The 17,935-nt window shown below is 69.6% G+C and carries 16 protein-coding genes and 1 tRNA gene; 13 read left to right on the forward strand and 4 right to left on the reverse strand.

What is annotated here, in order from left to right; translation table 11 throughout:
* Positions 1 to 14: 14 nt before the first annotated feature.
* The 6 genes from M2317_RS10555 to M2317_RS10580 all read left to right on the forward strand — a co-directional run bounded on the left by M2317_RS10555 (position 15) and on the right by M2317_RS10580 (position 5,566).
* Positions 15 to 86: transfer RNA gene (locus M2317_RS10555), tRNA-Gln, on the forward strand.
* 1 nt (position 87) lies between these two features.
* Positions 88 to 1,551, forward strand: coding sequence for a bifunctional UDP-N-acetylglucosamine diphosphorylase/glucosamine-1-phosphate N-acetyltransferase GlmU (gene glmU / locus M2317_RS10560; protein ID WP_429459942.1), 1,464 nt, complete (start codon positions 88 to 90; stop codon positions 1,549 to 1,551).
* Positions 1,526 to 2,560, forward strand: a complete 1,035-nt coding sequence (locus tag M2317_RS10565) for a ribose-phosphate diphosphokinase (RefSeq protein WP_429459944.1) — start codon at positions 1,526 to 1,528, stop codon at positions 2,558 to 2,560. Before glmU ends, M2317_RS10565 begins: the two co-directional genes overlap by 26 nt.
* A gap of 80 nt (positions 2,561 to 2,640) precedes the next feature.
* Entirely contained in the window at positions 2,641 to 3,096 is a 456-nt protein-coding gene (locus M2317_RS10570; protein ID WP_429459945.1) for an FMN-binding protein, read from the forward strand.
* 11 nt (positions 3,097 to 3,107) lie between these two features.
* Positions 3,108 to 3,962 (forward strand): FAD:protein FMN transferase, encoded by an 855-nt coding sequence (locus M2317_RS10575; RefSeq protein ID WP_429459947.1) that lies wholly within the window; start codon positions 3,108 to 3,110, stop codon positions 3,960 to 3,962.
* 29 nt (positions 3,963 to 3,991) lie between these two features.
* Positions 3,992 to 5,566 (forward strand): FAD-dependent oxidoreductase, encoded by a 1,575-nt coding sequence (locus M2317_RS10580; RefSeq protein WP_429459948.1) that lies wholly within the window; start codon positions 3,992 to 3,994, stop codon positions 5,564 to 5,566.
* 1 nt (position 5,567) lies between these two features.
* Here the strand turns inward: M2317_RS10580 and M2317_RS10585 are convergent, their stop codons facing one another.
* Positions 5,568 to 7,046, reverse strand: coding sequence for a sensor histidine kinase (locus tag M2317_RS10585; protein ID WP_429460219.1), 1,479 nt, complete (start codon positions 7,044 to 7,046; stop codon positions 5,568 to 5,570).
* Positions 7,047 to 7,093: 47 nt separating this feature from the next.
* Entirely contained in the window at positions 7,094 to 7,822 is a 729-nt protein-coding gene (locus M2317_RS10590) for a response regulator transcription factor (RefSeq protein WP_429459950.1), read from the reverse strand.
* 164 nt (positions 7,823 to 7,986) lie between these two features.
* On the opposite strand from M2317_RS10590, the gene dgoD reads away from it, so the two are divergent.
* The gene (gene dgoD, locus M2317_RS10595) at positions 7,987 to 9,138 is read left to right on the forward strand and encodes a galactonate dehydratase (RefSeq protein ID WP_429459951.1); all 1,152 of its coding nucleotides are present in this window, start codon (positions 7,987 to 7,989) and stop codon (positions 9,136 to 9,138) included.
* Between the two features lie 84 nt (positions 9,139 to 9,222).
* Entirely contained in the window at positions 9,223 to 10,455 is a 1,233-nt protein-coding gene (locus tag M2317_RS10600) for an FAD-binding oxidoreductase (RefSeq protein ID WP_429459953.1), read from the forward strand.
* A gap of 49 nt (positions 10,456 to 10,504) precedes the next feature.
* On the opposite strand, the gene gndA is transcribed toward M2317_RS10600, so the two are convergent.
* Positions 10,505 to 11,953 (reverse strand): NADP-dependent phosphogluconate dehydrogenase, encoded by a 1,449-nt coding sequence (gndA, locus tag M2317_RS10605; protein WP_429459954.1) that lies wholly within the window; start codon positions 11,951 to 11,953, stop codon positions 10,505 to 10,507.
* 40 nt (positions 11,954 to 11,993) lie between these two features.
* A complete protein-coding gene (locus tag M2317_RS10610) occupies positions 11,994 to 12,902 on the reverse strand; it encodes an NAD(P)-dependent oxidoreductase (protein ID WP_429459956.1) in 909 nt (302 codons plus the stop codon).
* Positions 12,903 to 13,003: 101 nt separating this feature from the next.
* Between M2317_RS10610 and M2317_RS10615 the strand changes: the two genes are divergently transcribed.
* The 5 genes from M2317_RS10615 (at position 13,004) to M2317_RS10635 (ending at position 17,923) form a co-directional block, all read left to right on the forward strand.
* Complete coding sequence (locus M2317_RS10615) at positions 13,004 to 14,062, forward strand: D-2-hydroxyacid dehydrogenase (RefSeq protein WP_429459958.1); 1,059 nt, start codon at positions 13,004 to 13,006, stop codon at positions 14,060 to 14,062.
* 28 nt (positions 14,063 to 14,090) lie between these two features.
* Positions 14,091 to 14,882, forward strand: a complete 792-nt coding sequence (locus M2317_RS10620) for an IclR family transcriptional regulator (RefSeq protein WP_429459960.1) — start codon at positions 14,091 to 14,093, stop codon at positions 14,880 to 14,882.
* 118 nt (positions 14,883 to 15,000) lie between these two features.
* Positions 15,001 to 16,419, forward strand: coding sequence for an MFS transporter (locus tag M2317_RS10625; protein ID WP_429459962.1), 1,419 nt, complete (start codon positions 15,001 to 15,003; stop codon positions 16,417 to 16,419).
* Positions 16,416 to 17,195, forward strand: coding sequence for an SDR family oxidoreductase (locus tag M2317_RS10630; RefSeq protein ID WP_429459964.1), 780 nt, complete (start codon positions 16,416 to 16,418; stop codon positions 17,193 to 17,195). Before M2317_RS10625 ends, M2317_RS10630 begins: the two co-directional genes overlap by 4 nt.
* On the forward strand, positions 17,195 to 17,923 hold the full coding sequence (locus tag M2317_RS10635; RefSeq protein ID WP_429459966.1) for a fumarylacetoacetate hydrolase family protein: 729 nt from the start codon (positions 17,195 to 17,197) through the stop codon (positions 17,921 to 17,923). Before M2317_RS10630 ends, M2317_RS10635 begins: the two co-directional genes overlap by 1 nt.
* Positions 17,924 to 17,935: the final 12 nt, after the last annotated feature.

A 17,935-nucleotide genomic window follows, 5' to 3' on the forward strand; every position in this document is an offset into this window, starting at 1 on the left:
CGGAAGGCCCGTGATCCGCCGTGGTGTAATGGCAGCACGACAGCCTTTGGAGCTGTGAGGTTCAGGTTCGAGTCCTGGCGGCGGAGCATGACCCAGAACAACCTCGCCATCGTCGTTCTCGCCGCAGGTCAGGGCACCCGGATGCGCTCGCGCCTGCCGAAGGTGCTCCACCCGATCGCCGGTCGCCCCCTCGTCGGGCACGTGCTGACCACGGCAGGGCGCCTGGGCGCGGACCACATCGAGGTCGTTGTCCGCCACGAGCGCGACCAGGTCGTCGCAGCGCTCACCGAGGACTACCCCGGCACGGTCTTCGTCGACCAGGACGATGTGCCCGGCACGGGCCGCGCGGTCGAGGTGGCGCTGGATGCCATTCCCGACTTCGACGGCGATGTGCTCATCCTCTCCGGCGACTGCCCGCTGGCCGACGCCGACACCCTCGCCGCCTTCGTCGCCGAGCACCGGTCCACGGGAGCCGCGGCCACCCTCATGACGGCGGTCGTCGACGATCCCACCGGTTACGGACGCGTCATCCGCGACGCAGCGGGCGACGTCGATCGCATCGTCGAGCAGAAGGACGCCACCGCGGATGAAGCCGCGGTCAGCGAGATCAACGCGGGCATGTACGTGTTCCGCGCGGCAGAGCTCCGCCGGTACCTGCCGACCGTCGGCGTCGACAATGCGCAGGGCGAGAAGTACCTCACGGACGTGCCAGGGCTCCTCCGCCAGGCAGGCGATCGGGTCGCGGCATCCGTCGTCTCCGATGTCACCGTGACCTACGGCGTCAACGACCGCGCGCAGCTGGCCCTGGTCGGGCGCCTCCTCAACGAGCGCATCGTGCGGGGGTGGCAGCTCGCCGGCGTCACCATCGTCGACCCGGCGACCACCTGGATCGACGACGACGCGAAGCTCGCCGCCGACGTCACGATCCTGCCGCATACCCAGATCCTCGGCGCCACCGTCATCGCCGAGGGCGCCACCGTCGGCCCGGACACGACACTGGTCGATTGCGAGATCGGTGCGGACGCCGTGGTCAAGCGCACAGACGCGAACCTGGCGGTCATCGGCGCCGGCGCCACGGTCGGTCCCTTCTCGTTCCTGCGCCCCGGCACGATCCTGGGCGCGCACGGCAAGATCGGCGCGTACGTCGAGACCAAGAACGCGCAGATCGGCGAGGGCAGCAAGGTCCCGCATCTGTCGTACGTCGGCGACGCGACGATCGGTCGTGGAGTGAACCTCGGCGCCAGCACGATCACCGCGAACTACGACGACGTGAACAAGCACCGCACCGAGATCGGCGACGAGGTGCACACCGGCTCGCACACGGTGCTCGTCGCGCCCGTTAGGCTGGGTGCTGGAGCGAAGACCGGAGCCGGTGCCGTCGTCCGCAAGGACGTCCCGGCGGGTGCCCTGGCCATGAGCGTCGCCCCTCAGCGCAACATCGAGGGGTGGGTCGAGAAGAACAGGGCAGGTACGGGCGCGGCCGATGCGGCATCCCGTGCACACGATGCGGCAGAGAAGGCAGGCGATGGCGCGCAAGAAGAAGACCGTTGAACTGGATCGGGACAACGGCATAGCTCCAGGGCTCGTCGCCAAGACGAAGAAGCGGCTCGTCGTCGCGGGCGGCCGTTCGCATCCGGAGCTGACCCGAGCGGTCGCCGAGGCGCTGGGAACCGAGCTCGCTCCGACCGAGCACCGCACGTTCGCATCCGGCGAGATCTATGCGCGCTTCGAGGTGTCGATCCGCGGCTGCGACCTGTTCCTCATCCAGACCTTCGGCGAGCCTGTCAACGAGTGGCTCATGGAGACCCTCATCATGATCGACGCGGCCAAGCGCGCGTCGGCCAAGCGGATCACCGTCGTCGCCCCCTACTATCCGTACTCGCGTCAGGACAAGAAGGGCCGCGGCCGCGAGCCGATCAGCGCCCGCCTCGTCGCCGATCTGCTGAAGACGGCCGGTGCCGATCGCGTCATGAGCGTCGACCTGCACGCGGCGCAGATCCAGGGCTTCTTCGACGGTCCCGTCGACCACCTGTTCGCCAAGCCGGTGCTGCTGGACTACTTCGAGCGCACCCTCAGCCCCGAGGACCGCGAGATCCTCACGGTCGTGTCGCCGGACATGGGCCGCGTCCGCGTGGCCGACACGTGGTCCGACAGCCTGGGCGCTCCGCTGGCGATCATCCACAAGCGCCGCGACCCGAAGGTGGCCAACCAGGTCTCCGTGCACGAGATCGTCGGCACGGTCGAGGGCCGCACCTGCCTGCTCGTGGACGACATGATCGACACCGGCGGAACGATCGTCAAGGCCGCCCAGGCGCTGAAGGCCAACGGCGCGCACCGCGTCATCGTCGCGGCGACGCACGCGATCTTCAGCGACCCGGCCAACGAGCGCCTGCAGGACTCCTCGATCGACGAGGTCGTCGTCACCGACACGATCCCGCTGACCGAGTCCCGCCGCTGGCAGAACCTCACGATCCTGCCGATCGCGCCGCTGCTGGCACGTGCGATCCGCGAGGTGTTCGAGGACGGCTCCGTCACGAGCATGTTCGGCGGCGACGCGTAACGAAACAGGGGCAGCGCCACAGCGAGCCCATAGGCTGCGCTCCTACTGTCGAAGCAATCGATTCCGCCAGGAGGACAGCCATGATCCGCACGACCGTTCCCTCGTCCGCCCGCAAGGGCGCCGCCGTCGTCGGCGTCGCCGGACTCCTCGTTCTCGCCGGTTGCTCAGGAGCCGCGGATGCCGAGGGGAGCGCCGATGCGGACGCGACCGAGTCGGAGTCGACCGCGACGAGCAGCGGCGAGTACGCCGACGGCACGTACACGGCCGACGGGTCCTATCAGACGCCCGAGACGGTCGAGACGATCTCGGTCACGCTGACGCTGGCGGACGGCGTCGTCACCGAGGTCGAGGTGACGGGCGACCCCCAGGCCCCGGAGACGGAGCAGTACCAGGGCGAGTTCATCGACGGCATCGAGGCCGAGGTCGTCGGAGTCGCGATCGACGAGCTCGACGTCCACAGAGTCGCCGGGTCCTCGCTGACGAGCGGCGGCTTCAATGCCGCGGTCGACGACATCAAAGAGCAGGCGGCAGCGTAGGTCGCCGCATCATGCCCGTGTGGCGGTTCGAGGCGATCGGCACCCGTTGGGAGATCGAGAGCGCCCGAGAGCTCACGGACGAGGAGCGCTCGACCGCGACCGCGGTGATCGACCGGTTCGATCGGGAGTGGTCGCGGTTCCGTTCCGACTCGGTCGTCGCCTCGCTCGTCGAGGGCGGGTCCGCACCTCTGCCGCCGGATGCCGCGGACATGCTGGACGCCTATCGCGAGCTGTCGGACGCCACCGACGGCGCGGTCAACCCGTTGATCGGCGGCAGCCTGGCCGCGTTGGGCTACGACGCGTCGATCTCGCTGGTGGCATCCGATCCGCGGCCGGCACCGGCCGACTGGCGCTCGATCCTGGGCTGGGACGGACGACTGACGCTCGCAGGCCCGGCGATCATCGACGTCGGTGCACTCGGAAAGGGACGGCTCGTCGATCTCGTCCTGCAGGCGCTGGCCGGGGTCCTCGGAGATGTCGTCGTCGACGCCTCTGGTGATCTCGCCGTCCGCGGCGGCAGCATTCGGGTCGGGTTGGAGCATCCCTTCGACCCGACGCGGGCGATCGGTGTCGCGACGATCCGCGACCAGGCGCTGTGCGCGTCCGCGATCAATCGCCGAGCGTGGGGGAACGGTCTGCATCACGTGCTCGACGCGAGGACGGGCGTGCCGGTGCGCACCTGGGCCGCGACCTGGGCGATCGCCGCCGACGCCTTGCACGCGGATGCCGCGGCGACCGCGCTGTTCTTCGACGGCGGGGCGCGGCTCGCGGAGACCTGGGGCGTCTCGTGGGTGCGCATGAGCACCGACGGCCGTGTCCAGCGCTCACCGGGGTGTCCGATCGAGTTGTTCACCGGAACGCCCTGAACCGGGACGGATACGGCAGAGTGAGTAGCGTGACGACGTCCTTCACCGCATTCCGCCAGCGGGTCCTCGCACGGCTCGGATCCCTGTCGATGTACCGCCTCGTGCTGACGGCGCTCGCGACCCTCGCCGTGATCGCCCTCGTGCTGTCGAGTCTCGGCGTGATCGTCTCGCCCGGGCCGCTGGAGATCCTGGTCGCCTTCGTCGTGCTGACCGCCGTGATCTCGGCGATGGATGCCGCGGCCCAGCGCATCCTGCGGCTGCCGTGGCGCGTGGAGTCGTCCCTCGTCACCGCACTGATCCTGCTGTTCGTGTTGCGACCGGGGTACGAGCCGCAGGTGATCCTCGGCCTGGCGCTGGCCGGTGCGCTGGCGAGCCTGTCGAAGTACGTGATCGCCTGGCGCGGGCGCCACATCTTCAACCCGGCCGCCTTCGGGGCGGCCGTGGTCTCGATCGTCGGCTCCTTCGGCGCGTTCGAATGGCTCGGCACGGCGTCGTCCTGGTGGATCGGCACGCCGTCGATGGCGCTGCCGGTCGCGGTGCTCGGGCTCATCGTGCTCTGGCGCACCGAGAAGGTGCGGGTGGTGCTGGTCTTCGTGCTCATCGCCGTCGCGACCGCGGTCGTGCGTCAGTTCATCCAGGCACAGCAGTTCGGCATCCCCGTCGATCTCGCATCGGCTCTGTCGTTCGCGGTGCTGCAGACGCCGTTCCTCTTCCTCGGTGCCTTCATGCTGTCCGAGCCGCTCACGCTGCCGCCGAGGCGGTGGCAGCAGTTCTGGGTCGCCGGCGTCGTCGGCGTGCTCGCCGGGTGGCCGGTCTCGGTCGCCGGGCTCTTCACGCTGGGGCAGGAACGCGCGCTGCTGATCGGCAACCTCCTCGCCTTCGCTTTCGCGCTGCGCGGGTCGGTGCGTCTGACGCTCCGCGCACGCGAGTTCATCACTCCGACCGTGCAGGAGCTCACGTTCGAGGCCCGCGGGAAGCTGCGGTTCCTGGCTGGGCAGTACCTCGAGCTCGACGTGCCGCATCATCGTCCGGACGCCAGGGGCACCCGCCGGGAGTTCAGCATCGTCTCCGCGCCGGCGGACCTCCCCACGCTGCGGATCGCCTATAAGAACGGCGATCAGAAGCATCCGTCCAGCTACAAGCTCGCCCTCGCAGCGGCCGAACCCGGCGCGACGCTCGCGGTCACAGGCACCTGGGGCGACTTCCTGCTGCCCCGAGGCGATGCTCCGGTGCTGATGGTCGCGGCGGGCATCGGCGTGACGCCGTTCGTCTCCCAGCTGCGCCAGCTGCAGCTCACAGGGCAGCAGCGGGACGTCGTGCTGGTGTACGTCGCCTCCGATGCGTCCGAGCTCGCCTTCCGCGACGAGCTCGCGGCGACGGGGGCCCGGGTGATCGTGTTCACCCGGGACGAGCCGGTCGGGCTCCCCGAGCACTGGAGCTGGGCGCGTGGCGTCCGCCTGGACGCCGAGCACCTGGAGCGCGTGGTGGGCGACCTGGCCGCGCGGCACGCGTTCATCTCGGGGCCGCCGCGGCTCATCGCCGATCTCGCGCCCGCGCTGCACAAGGCGCGATCGCTCACGACCGACGCCTTCGCCGGGTACTGAGTCAGTCCGTCTCGTGCGCGGATGCCGGGTTCACCGGGATCCGGACCGTGAACGTGGTCGACCCCGGTTCGCTGTCGACGAGGATCTCGCCATGGTGGCCGTCGATGATCGCCTTCACGATCGCGAGACCCAGCCCCGTGCCGCCGGTCTGACGCGCCCGGGAGCTGTCGCCCCTCGCGAACCGGGCGAACAGCTCCTCGCGGACGGCGGGGTCGATCCCCGGTCCGTCGTCGTGCACGCGCAGAATGCCGTTGTCGCCGTCCCGCGCCACGGTCAGCGTGATCCGTGTGCCGGCGGGGGTGTGCGTGCGCGCGTTCGCCAGCAGATTCGTGACGACCTGGTGCAGGCGCCCGGTGTCGCCGACGACCGTGACGGGTTCCTCGGGGACCTCGAGCTCCCAGGCGTGATCCGGGGCGATGGGGCGGGCGTCCGCGACGCCTTCGACGGCGAGCTGGGTGAGGTCCACTGTGCCGTAGACGAGTTCGCGGCCCTCATCGAGGCGGGCGAGCAGCAGAAGGTCCTCGACGAGCCGGGTCATCCGCAGCGACTGCGCCTGGATGCGCTCCAATGCCGACCCCGTGCTCTCCATCGTGGCGGGCGCAGTCGTGATGCCGGCCTGCTCCGCCTTCTCGAGGGCCTTGAGGGACAGCTCGGAGTAGCCGCGGATCGATGCCAGGGGCGTGCGCAGCTCGTGGCTCGCATCCGCGACGAAGCGCCGCATGCGCTCTTCGTTCTGCTGACGCGCGGACAGCGAGCTGTCGACATGGTCGAGCAGCGTGTTCAGGGCGGCGCCGACGAGACCGGTCTCGGTCCGCGGGTCGGCCTCGGTGGCGGGCACGCGTTCGGTGATGGACACCTCGCCGCGATCGAGCGGCTGGTTCGCGACGCGGGTCGCGGTCGCCGCGACGGCGCGCAACGGGCGCAGGCCGACGCGGATCGTGATCGCGGTGGTCAGGGCGAGCAGGATGAGTCCGCCGAGGGTGGCCATCGCGATGACGGTGAACAGGCGGGCGAGCGTGTTCTGGATCTCGTCCCGGGGGAGGCCGGTGACGACGGTGATGCCGCCGTGCTGCGTCTGAGTGGCGGCGAGCCGGTACGAGCCCAGATCGTCGATCGTGGCGGTGACGAGTCGAGCGTCGTCGAGCGCTTGATCGATCTGACGCAGTTGGGTGTCGGTGAGATCGGTCGGGAGCCCCTGTTGCACGATGACGCCGCTGGGCGGGGTGGAGTCCTGTCCGCCGGCGATCGCGAGGACGACACCGTCTCCGGAAGAGATTCCGTCCACGACCATTTCAGCGGTGAGGTCGGTCCCGGTGATCTTCGCCAGCGGCGCCCTCTGATCCGTGAGGGATTCGAGCCGGGAGAGGTTGGCGAGCACCTTCTGATCGAGCTGATTCTCGAGCGTGGTCCCCAGGGTCGCGCTCGTGATGAGCGCGACGACGATGAGGATGAGGGAGACGAACCCGATGACAGCCGCCATCAACCGGGTCTGCAGGCTGAGCGGTCGCCGCGCCGGGCTCGTCGTGGTCACTGCGGAGCCTTGATCATGTAGCCGACGCCGCGCACCGTGTGCAGCAGGGGCGTGCGGCCGGCATCGATCTTCTTCCGCAGGTACGAGATGTACAGCTCCACGACGGAGGACTTGCCGCCGAAGTCGTAGCTCCACACCCGGTCGAGGATCTGCGGCTTGGACAGCACGCGCCGTTCGTTGCGCATCAGGTAGCGCAGCAGTTCGAACTCGGTCGCTGTGAGCTCGATCTCCTCGCCGGCGCGCACGACCTCGTGACTGTCCTCGTTCAGCGTCAGATCGGCGACGCGCAGGATCGACTGGGCGTCGTCGGCGGTGGCGTGACCGGTACGGCGGATGATCGCGCGCAGTCGGGCGATGATCTCCTCCAGGCTGAAGGGCTTGGTGACGTAGTCGTCGCCTCCGGCGGTGAGACCGGCGATGCGGTCGCCGACGGCATCCTTCGCGGTGAGGAACAGCACAGGCACGAAGTTGCCCGACTCGCGCAGGCGCTTGAGGACGGCCATGCCGTCGAGGTCGGGCATCATGATGTCGAGCACCAGGGCGTCCGGCTCGAACTCGCGCGCGACCTGGAGCGCCTCGAGACCGGATGCCGCGGTGCGCACCTCCCAGCCCTCCATGCGCAGGGCCATCGCGAGCAGATCGGTGAGCATCTGCTCGTCGTCGACGGCGAGGATGCGCAGGGGAGAGCCGTCCGGGCGACGGAGGTCGGGCTGATCGGTGGTCATGACCCCATTCTGCGGAGTCTCCTATGTGATTTCTATGGAACGCGTTATGGGCTGGCTGTGAATCGCGCCGTGCGATCCCGATATTCTTCCGGGAGGGCCAGGAGAGGAACGTCGAAGGTGACGAAACTGCAGTGCGCCGACCGCGCGAAGCCGGAGGCGGCATGATGAGCGATGTCATCACGAGGGTGGAGGCGTTCCCCGTGGCACCGCGCTGGCTGTTCGTCCGCATCGAGACCTCGGACGGACTCGTCGGCTGGGGCGAGGCCTCCCTGGAGGGCTACGCGGATGTCGTCCGTGCCGCTGTCGACCAGTTCGCCGACTATCTGCTCGGCCAGGCTGCCGGTCTCATCGAGGAGCACTGGCAGGTGCTGTCCAAGGGGCAGTTCTACCGCGGCGGCGCCGTGCTCGCGAGCGCGGTCGCCGGTGTCGACCAGGCGCTGTGGGATCTGAAGGGCAAGCGGCTCGGCGTACCGGTGCACGACCTGCTCGGCGGTGCGGTGCGAGAGCGCATCCGGGCCTACGGCTGGGTCGGCGGAGACGATCCGTCCGAGGTGGCCGATCACATCGCCGCGCAGCTCGCCGTCGGCTTGACCGCGGTGAAGATGAACGCGTCCGGTCGCATGAGCCGCAACGGCTCGGTCGCCGAGCTCGACGGCGTGGTCTCCCGCGTCGCCAGCGCCCGCGAGGTGCTCGGCCCGGATCGGGATGTCGCAGTGGATCTGCACGGCCGCTTCACGCTGGCGACGGCGCGTCGGCTCGCACCGCTGCTCGAGCCGCTGCATCCGTTCTTCATCGAGGAGCCGGTCGTGCCGGAGAACTCGCACATGATCGGGCGCATGGTCGATGCCACGACGATCCCGATCGCCACGGGGGAGAGGTTGTACAGCAGGCAGGAGTTCCTCCCCGTGCTGCAGGCCGGCACCGCCATCCTGCAACCGGATGTGTCGCACGCCGGGGGGATCTCGGAGGTGCGCCGGATCGCCGCACTCGCCGAGACCTTCGATGCCGTCGTGGCGCCGCACTGCCCGCTCGGGCCCCTCGCGCTGGCCGCGTGCCTGCAGGTCGGCTTCGCCACGCCGAACCATCTCATCCAGGAGCAGTCGATCGGCATCCACTACAACGCCGGTGCAGAGGTGCTCGACTACGTCGCCGACACCGAGCCGCTGCGTTTCGTGGACGGCCACTTCGAGCGGCTCACCGGGCCAGGGCTCGGGATCGAGATCGACGAGGCCGCCGTCCGGGATGCCTCGGCACGATGGGAGCGGTGGCAGAATCCGGTGTGGCGGCATCCGGACGGGTCCGTCGCGGAGTGGTGAGCGCCGGCGACGCGGGACGCCTCGCAGTTTCGCCGTGAGCGCACAGCATGCCGCGATGTCCGCGGCCGGGTCTACCTTTGCGGCATGACCGAATCCGTCATCATCCGTCCGACCACCGTCTCCGAGGTCGCTGCCGCCGTGCAGCGCGCTCGCACCGAAGAAGCATCACTCACCGTCGTCGCCGGTGGCCACGGCGTCTGGTCCCACGGCGCATCGCCTGGTCTGCGCATCGAGCTCTCCGAGTTGTCCGAGATCACGATCGAAGGAACGACCGTCCATGTCGGCGGCGGTGCCGTCTGGGGCGATGTCGCGGCCGCGCTCGCCCCGCACGGACTCGCCATCAGCTCCGGCGATACCGCGACCGTCGGCGTCGGCGGGCTGACGCTCGGCGGCGGCATCGGCTGGATGGTGCGCGCCTGGGGGCTCGCCGGCGACCAGCTCGTCGGCGCCCAGGTCGTCACCGCGACCGGCGACGTCGTCGAGGCGTCGGCTTCCGAGAACGCCGACCTGTTCTGGGCGCTGCGCGGCGGCGGGGGCAACTTCGGCATCGTCACCCGGTTCGATTTCGCCGCCCACGCGCTCGACGGCATCGCGTTCGCCCAGAACACGTTCACCGGCGACCCGGCGGCCGTGCTGCGGGCGACGCGCGACGTCATGCAGGCCGCGCCGCACGAGCTCACCGTCACCTACATGGACGTCCCGCCGATGGACCCGAGCGCGCCGGCGGGCGCGAGCCTCAGCGCCGTATGGGCCGGCGCGGATCCCGATCGCCTCCGAGACGCTCTCGCACCGATCACCGCGATCGACGGCGTCTCCACCGAGATCACGACACCCGCGTATCGCGACATCCTGATGGTGCCGCCGACACCTCCCGAGGGCGAGGAGCAGGCCCCTCCGGGGTTCATCGGCGGCAACGGTCTGTTCGCGCGACTCGATGACGATCTGATCGATGCGCTGGTGGCGTTCCGCGCCGCCTACCCGGCCTCCGTGGTGTTCCTGCGATCGCTCGGCGGTGCCTTCGGCGCCGTCGAGCAGGAGTCGACGGCGTTCCCGGCGCGGGAGGCGACCTGGTTCGTGATGGCCGGCGCCTTCGACATCCCCGGCCTGGTCGATGACGCGGCACGGGGGCGCATCCTCGCGGACTGGGAGCAGATCGCGCAGGATCGTCTCGCCGAGTACGGCAACTTCTCTCCGGTCGAACGACCTGCTGACGTGCCGGGAATGTTCACCGGTCCCGGATACGACCGGCTCATCGGGATCAAGCGGACCTGGGATCCCGAGAACCTGTTCCGGCGCAATCACAACATCGCGCCGTGAACGCGGAAGGACCGGGAGCCACTGGCCCCGGTCCTTCCGTCTCGTCACCTCAGTGCGTGTCTTCGGCTTCGATCTCGGTGCGGTCGCCCGACCACTGCGTGTGGAAGGTGCCTTCCTTGTCGATGCGCTTGTAGGTGTGCGCGCCGAAGAAGTCGCGCTGACCCTGGACGAGGGCCGCCGGAAGACGATCGGCGCGGAGACCGTCGTAGTACGACAGCGACGACGAGAACGCCGGCGCCGGGATCCCGGCCTGTGCGGCGGTCACGACGACGCGGCGCCATGCGGCCTGCGCGCGGGTGAGCGCCTCGGCGAAGTACGGAGCGGTCATCAGGACGGGCAGATCCGCGTCCTCGGCGTACGCGTCCGCGATGCGGTTGAGGAACTGGGCGCGGATGATGCAGCCACCGCGCCAGATCTTCGACACGGCCCCCAGGTCGATCGACCAGTCGTACTCGGCGGCACCGGCGCGGATCTCGTCGAAGCCCTGCGAGTAGGCGACGATCTTCGACGCGTACAGGGCGAGGCGGACGTCCTCGATGAAGGCGGCCTGATCGGCGACCGCGAACGCCTCATCGGGTCCGGGGAGGGCACCGGCGACGGCGCGCTGCTCGGGGTGGCTCGAAAGGGAGCGCGCGAACGTCGCCTCGGCGATGCCGGAGACGGGCACTCCGAGGGAGAGAGCCGTCTGCACGGTCCAGGCGCCGGTGCCCTTGGCTCCGGCCTGGTCGAGGATGACGTCGACGAGCGGCTTGCCGGTGGAGGCATCCACCTGGCGCAGCACCTCGGCGGTGATCTCGATGAGGTACGACTCCAGCTCGCCCTTGTTCCACTCGGCGAAGATCTCGGCGATCTCGGCGGGGGTCTTGCCCGTACCGCGGCGGATCAGGTCGTAGGCCTCGGCGATGAGCTGCATGTCGGCGTACTCGATGCCGTTGTGCACCATCTTGACGAAGTGCCCTGCGCCGTCGTGTCCGATGTGCGTCACGCAGGGCTCGCCCTCGGCGACTGCGGCGATCGAGCGCAGGATCGGGCCGAGCGTGATCCAGGACTCGTCCGAGCCGCCGGGCATGATCGAGGGGCCGAGCAGCGCGCCCTCCTCGCCACCGGAGATGCCCGCGCCGACGAAGTTGATGCCGGTCTCGCGGACCGCCTTCTCGCGACGGATCGTGTCGGGGAAGTAGGCGTTGCCGCCGTCGACGATGATGTCGCCCGGTTCGAACACTTCGACCAGCGCATTGATCACGGCATCCGTCGGGCCGCCGGCCTTGACCATGATGATCGCCGTACGCGGCTTCTGCAGCGAGTCCGCGAACTCCTGGTAGGTCTGTGCGGGAACGAAGCCCGCCTCGGGGTGGGCGTCGAGGACGGATTGCGTCTTCTCGTAGCTGCGGTTGAAGATCGCCACCGTGTTGCCCTCGCGGCTGGCGAGGTTGCGGGCGAGGTTCGAACCCATGACGGCGAGTCCGACGACTCCGATGTTCGCTGATGCTTCGGGCACAGAATGCTCCTCGATCGTGAAGTAGGGGATTGCTCCCAGATTATCGCGGCACGGACCCTCGGCGTGCCCGTGTGTCGCGGGAGGCGATGAAACGACGTGCCACCGAGATGTCGCGCTGGCCGAGGCCTGCTTCGACGATCTCGTCGAAGGCGTCCTGGAGTGCGGGCAGGAGCACCGGAGAGGTGCCCGTCGCCGCCGCGATGTCGGCGGCGAAACCCAGGTCCTTCACCATGTACTGCGCGATGCCGCTGGGCGAGTCGTCGCCGCTGACGAGCTTCTGCTTGCGGCTCTCGAGCAGCCGAGAGCCGGCGTAGCCGCCGGAGAGCAGCGTCCACAGTGCGTCGAGGTCGAGCCCCGAGCGATCCGCGAGGACGGTCGCCTCGCCGAGCGCCAGGATGGTGGCCGACACGACGAGCTGGTTGCAGGCCTTGGCGACCTCGCCGGAGCCGAGCGGGCCGAGCAGCACGGGCGTGCCGCAGGGGGAGAGGACGTCTGCCGCGATGGCGGCATCCTGGGCATCGCCACCGAGCATGATCGAGAGCGTGCCGGCGGTCGCGCCGTCGACACCGCCGGACACCGGGCAGTCCACGACGCGCACGCGGCCGTCGGTGCGCGCCCCGATGCGCGCGGCGAGATCCCGCACGGCCTGTGCCGAGGACGTGGAGCCGATGAGGATCAACAGGTCTCCGGCATCCGCCAGCAGGCCGTCGTCGCCGTCGAGCAGCTCCTCGAGCTGCGGCAGATCGGGGAGCATGACGAGCAGCACGTCCGCACGCGACGCCAACTCGCGCGGTGTCGCCGCCCAGGTGGCGCCGGAGGCCACGAGATCGGGCTGCGGACGTCGCGCGTGGATGACGAGGTCTCCGCGGGCGGCGAGGAGGCGGTCGGCCATGGGGCGGCCCATGGCGCCGAGGCCGATGATGCCGACGGTGGCGGTTGACGAGCTCATGCCGCCACCGTAGCAAAGATCCAACAGGATGAATAGTGTCCAGCGGAATGTATTCACGCTAGAGTGGTCCGAACTCAGACTTTCCCGAGGAAGGGATCAGCATGGCCGTCATCGAGAAGAGGCTGCGCGTCGTCGCAGCCGTACCGCTGTCGGAGGAGCTCTGTCGGCTCATCGAGGAGCTCGAGCCCCGTGTCGAGGTCGTCAGGGATCATTCCCTCGTGCGCCCGATGACCGGTCCTGCGGACTGGTCGGGTGACCCCGACCATGTGCGCACGGCCGAACAGCAGGCGGCTTTCGACGCGATGGTCGATTCCGCCGAAGCGCTCTTCGGCATCCCGGACGTCGATCCGGCTGCGCTGGCGCGCACGGTCGCCGCGAATCCCGGTCTGCGCTGGGTCATGACGACCGCCGCCGGTGGCGGTGCCCAGATCAAGGCCGCCGGCCTCGATCGAGAGGCCCTCGACCGGATCGTGTTCACCACGAGCGCCGGAGTGCACGGCGGTCCGCTCGCCGAATTCGCGGTGTTCGGGGTCCTGGCCGGGGCGAAGGGGCTGCCGCGCCTCATCGCCGACCAGCGCTCGCGGACGTGGCCGGAGCGCTGGGAGATGCGCCAGATCGACGAGATGACCGTCCTGGTGGTCGGGCTCGGCGGCATCGGTGCCGAGTGCGCACGGCGCTTCCACGCTCTCGGCGCGCAGGTGTGGGGCACGACCCGCTCCGGGGAGCCGGTCGAGGGCGTCGATCGGCTCGTGCCCCTCGACGAGCTCGTCGACGCGGTGCGGCACGTCGACGCCATCGTCGTGACGCTGCCCGGCACGGCGCAGACGCATCACCTCATCGGCGCGGACGTCTTCGCGGCGGTGAAGCCCGGTGCGATCCTCGCGAGCGTCGGCCGCGGCACCGTCGTCGACGAGAGCGCCCTTCTGCCCGCCCTCGACGACGGCCGCATCGCGTTCGCCGCCCTGGACGTGTTCGAGCAGGAGCCGCTCGTGACCGAGAACGCACTGTGGTCCCACCCGAGCGTCCTCGTGAGCCCGCACACCGCGGCGCTGAGCTCGAAGGAGGAGGAGCGCATCGCCCGGCGCTTCGCCGAGAACGCGGCGCGCCTGATCGATGGGCAGCCGCTGCGCGCCGAAGTCGATACGGTCGAGTTCTACTGACGTTCGGCGAGAAGGACGAGGCGCTGCCATGGATGACGACGCTCGAGAAGGGCGCGACCCGGCGCCGGCGGTGACCCGCAGCATCCGTCTGCTGGGGCTCCTGGCCGATGCTGGTGGCCCGCGCACGCTGACCGAACTGGCCGGCGACCTGGGGCTGGCGAAGTCGTCCACGGCGAACCTGTGCCTCGCGCTGGAGGCCGGCGGCATGATCGAGCGGACCGTCCAGGGGTATCGCCTCGGGTTGCGCACGGCCGAACTGGGCGGCGCGTTCGCTGCGCAGTTCAATCAGATCCGGGAGTTCTACCGCGTCTGCGAGTCGTCCGAGATCCTGAAGACCGAGCTCGTCCAGGTGGCGCTGCTGGATGGCTCCGATGCGCTGTACCTCGCCAGGCACGAGGGCTCTGGTTCGCTTCGACTCGGCACTCCGCTCGGATCGCGGCTGCCGGCAGCGCTGTCGGCGACAGGGCGTGCGCTGCTGGCCACCATGACCGATGACGAGGTCACCGCTCTGCTGGGGGCGGACGCGACCTTCCCGGCGATCACCGAGCGCAGCACGACGACCATGAGCGGTCTGCTCGAGGCGCTCGCGACCGCGCGCCGACGCGGATGGGCGCTGGATGCCGAGGAGTCGTTCCGCGGGATCGTCGGCGTCGCGGTGCCGCTGGACGGCTGGGCGCCGTCGGATCCGCCGTTGGCTCTGGGTGTCGCCATCCGCGCGGCCGAAGCCGACTTCGAGCGCATCGAACGGGCGGGGGAGGCGCTGCGCGAAGCGGCGGCCGCCCTGACGAACCCGTTCAGCGCGGCCGCGCGACGGCCCTGACGCACGCGGACCGCCGCAGCGCAGGATTCGTGCGCCTCTCTCGAGTCCAAAGGGTTGAACAGAAGCCAACATGCTGGTAACGTCGCCTTCACGCCGATGGCGAAGCCGATCGAAGGAGATGGCAGTGACCGACACCCGCACCGCAGCCCGAGCGATGTCAGACGATCCCGAGTACGCGGCCAATCTGCGCCGCGCGACACTCGCCTCCAGTCTCGGCAGCGCCCTGGAGTACTTCGACTTCGCCCTGTACGGGCTGTCGACCGCATTGATCTTCAACGTCCTGTTCTTCCCGCAGGGCGACCCGGGCATGGCGACCGTCCTCGCGTTCGCCACGTTCGGCGTCGGCTTTCTGGCCCGGCCCTTCGGCGGCCTCTTCTTCGGAGTGCTCGGCGACCGGCTCGGTCGCAAGTGGGTCCTCGTGGTCACGATCCTGCTGATGGGCGGTGCATCCACGGCGATCGGGCTGCTGCCGACCTACGAGGTCATCGGAATCTGGGCCCCCGTCATCCTCGTCCTGCTGCGCCTGCTGCAGGGCTTCGGCGCCGGTGCCGAGCAGGCCGGCGCCACGGTGCTGATGGCCGAGTACGCACCGGTCAAGCGTCGCGGCTTCTTCTCCGCTCTGCCGTTCATCGGAATCCAGGCCGGTACGCTTCTCGCCGCTCTCGTGTTCAGCGCCATCGCCCTTCTGCCGGAGGCGCAGCTGCTCGCGTGGGGCTGGCGCGTGCCGTTCCTCGCGTCGTTCGTCCTCATCCTGCTCGCACTGTTCATCCGGATGCGCCTGCGGGAGACGCCGACCTTCGTCGAGCTCGAGAAGCACGACCAGATCGCAGAGCGCCCGATCCGCGACATCTTCACGCACGGACTCCCCGGTGTCATCGTCGGAATCGGGCTGCGCATGGCCGAGAACGGCGGCTCCTACATGTTCCAGACGCTGGGACTCGCCTTCTTCGTCTCCGTGCTGGGCGACGCCGCCGACAAGAGCCTGCTCACCTGGGGCGTCACGATCGGTTCGCTGATCGGAGTCTTCTCGGTGCCTTTCGCCGGTCACCTGTCCGACCGGTACGGTCGCCGCACGATCTACCGCGCCGGCGCGGTGTTCATGCTCCTCTACACGTTCCCCGCCTGGTGGATGCTGTCGCTCGGCGACCACGGTCTGGCGATCGGTGTGATCGCGATCGGGATCGGCTTCGCCGTCGCGACGATGCTCGGCCCGCAGTGCGCGATGCTCCCCGAGATGTTCGGCAACCGGCATCGCTACCTCGGCGTGGCGATGGCGCGCGAGATCTCGGCCGTGCTCGCCGGCGGCCTCGCCGGTGTGCTCGGCGCCTACATCATCACGGCGAGCAACGGGAACTGGATCCTGCTCGCCGCGTACATGGCGACGCTCGCACTGATCACGACGGCCAGTACCTTCCTCGTTCCGGAGACCCTGCGCCGCGACCTGCTCCGCACGGACGATGCCATCAAGGTGTCCCGCGCCGAGGGCGGCGACGACGTCTTCGCCACCACGGTGACGATCAAGGCGGTCGCGTCGTGACGCCGGCAGGGCTGTCGGCGTTCGACCTCACCGGCCGCACCGCGATCGTGACCGGTTCCAGCCAGGGGATCGGCCGCACCCTGGCCGAAGGGCTGGCCGGTGCGGGCGCCACGGTCGTGGTCCACGGTCGGGATGCCGCGAAGGCGGCGACCGCGGCATCCGAGATCCAGCAGACGACCGGAGTCGTCACCCACAGCGTGGTCTTCGACGTGACGGATGCCGCCGCCGTGGATGCCGGCATGAGCGAGGTCGAGGAGCTGATCGGCATCCCGGACATCCTCGTCAACAACGCCGGCGTCCAGCGCCGAGCGCCGATCGCCGAGTTCGCGGACGAGGACTGGGCGGCGCTCGTCCAGACCAATCTGTCCAGCGTGTTCCACCTGTCGCGTCGCGTCTCGGCGGGGATGATCGAGCGAGGCAGCGGCAAGATCATCCAGATCGGCAGCGTGCAGTCCCAACTCGCCCGGCCGTCGATCGCCGCCTATTCGGCGACGAAGGGGGCGATCGTGATGTTCACGAAGGGGCTGTGCGCCGATCTCGCACCGCACGGGATCCAGGCGAACGCGATCGCACCCGGCTATTTCGCCACCGAGCTCACGCGCGCGCTCGTCGAGGACGAGCAGTTCTCGTCCTGGGTGCGAGGGCGCACCCCGGCAGGGCGCTGGGGGGACACGCGCGATCTCGTGGGCGCGCTGGTGTTCCTGGCCAGTACAGCGAGCGACTTCGTCAACGGACAGACGCTGTTCGTCGACGGCGGCATGACGGCGGTGGTCTGATGAGGATCGGACGCGTGGCGACGAGCGGGCGTGCGCGCTGGGTGCGCCAGGACGGCGACCGGCTCATCGCGATCGGCGATCCGTTCGCGGCTTTCGCCGATGACCGACGCCTCGACGACGAAGGCGCCGTGAGCGGCGACCTGATCGCACCTGCGGAACCCGCGGTCGTCGTCGGAATCGCGCAGAACGGCCCGGCGCATCACTCACCGGTGCAGGCGTGGCTGAAGAGCCCGCGCACGGTCATCGGCGGCGGAACCGCGGTGCGTCTGCGAAGGGATGCCGGCATCGCCGTCGCCGAGGGAGAGATCGCCATCATCATCGGACGATCGACGGTCGGTCTGACCGTCGAGAACGCGCACGAGTACGTCCTGGGCGTCACGGCCGTGAACGATCTCTCCAGCCCGGATCGGGCCGAATGCGATCCGCGCAATTTCGAGTCCAAGTCCGGCGTCGGCTACACACCGCTCGGGCCGTGGATCGATACGGATGCCGGCATCGATGACGTCGCCATGACCGTGGACGTGGACGGCAGAGTCGTCGCCGAGACGAGCAGCCGTGAGCTGCCCATGTCGATCCGGGAGTGCCTGGCGTACGTCGCCGGGTGGACCCCGCTCGGACCCGGGGACGTGATCATGACGGGCGCCCCGTACTCGCAGACGCCCGTTCATCCAGGCCAGACCGTGACGATCCGCGTCGCCGGCGTGGAGCTGAGCACACCCCTGGTGTGAGAGGAATGGAGA

Origin of the sequence: Microbacterium sp. ZKA21, assembly GCF_050434165.1 — a bacterium.
GTDB lineage: Bacteria > Actinomycetota > Actinomycetes > Actinomycetales > Microbacteriaceae > Microbacterium.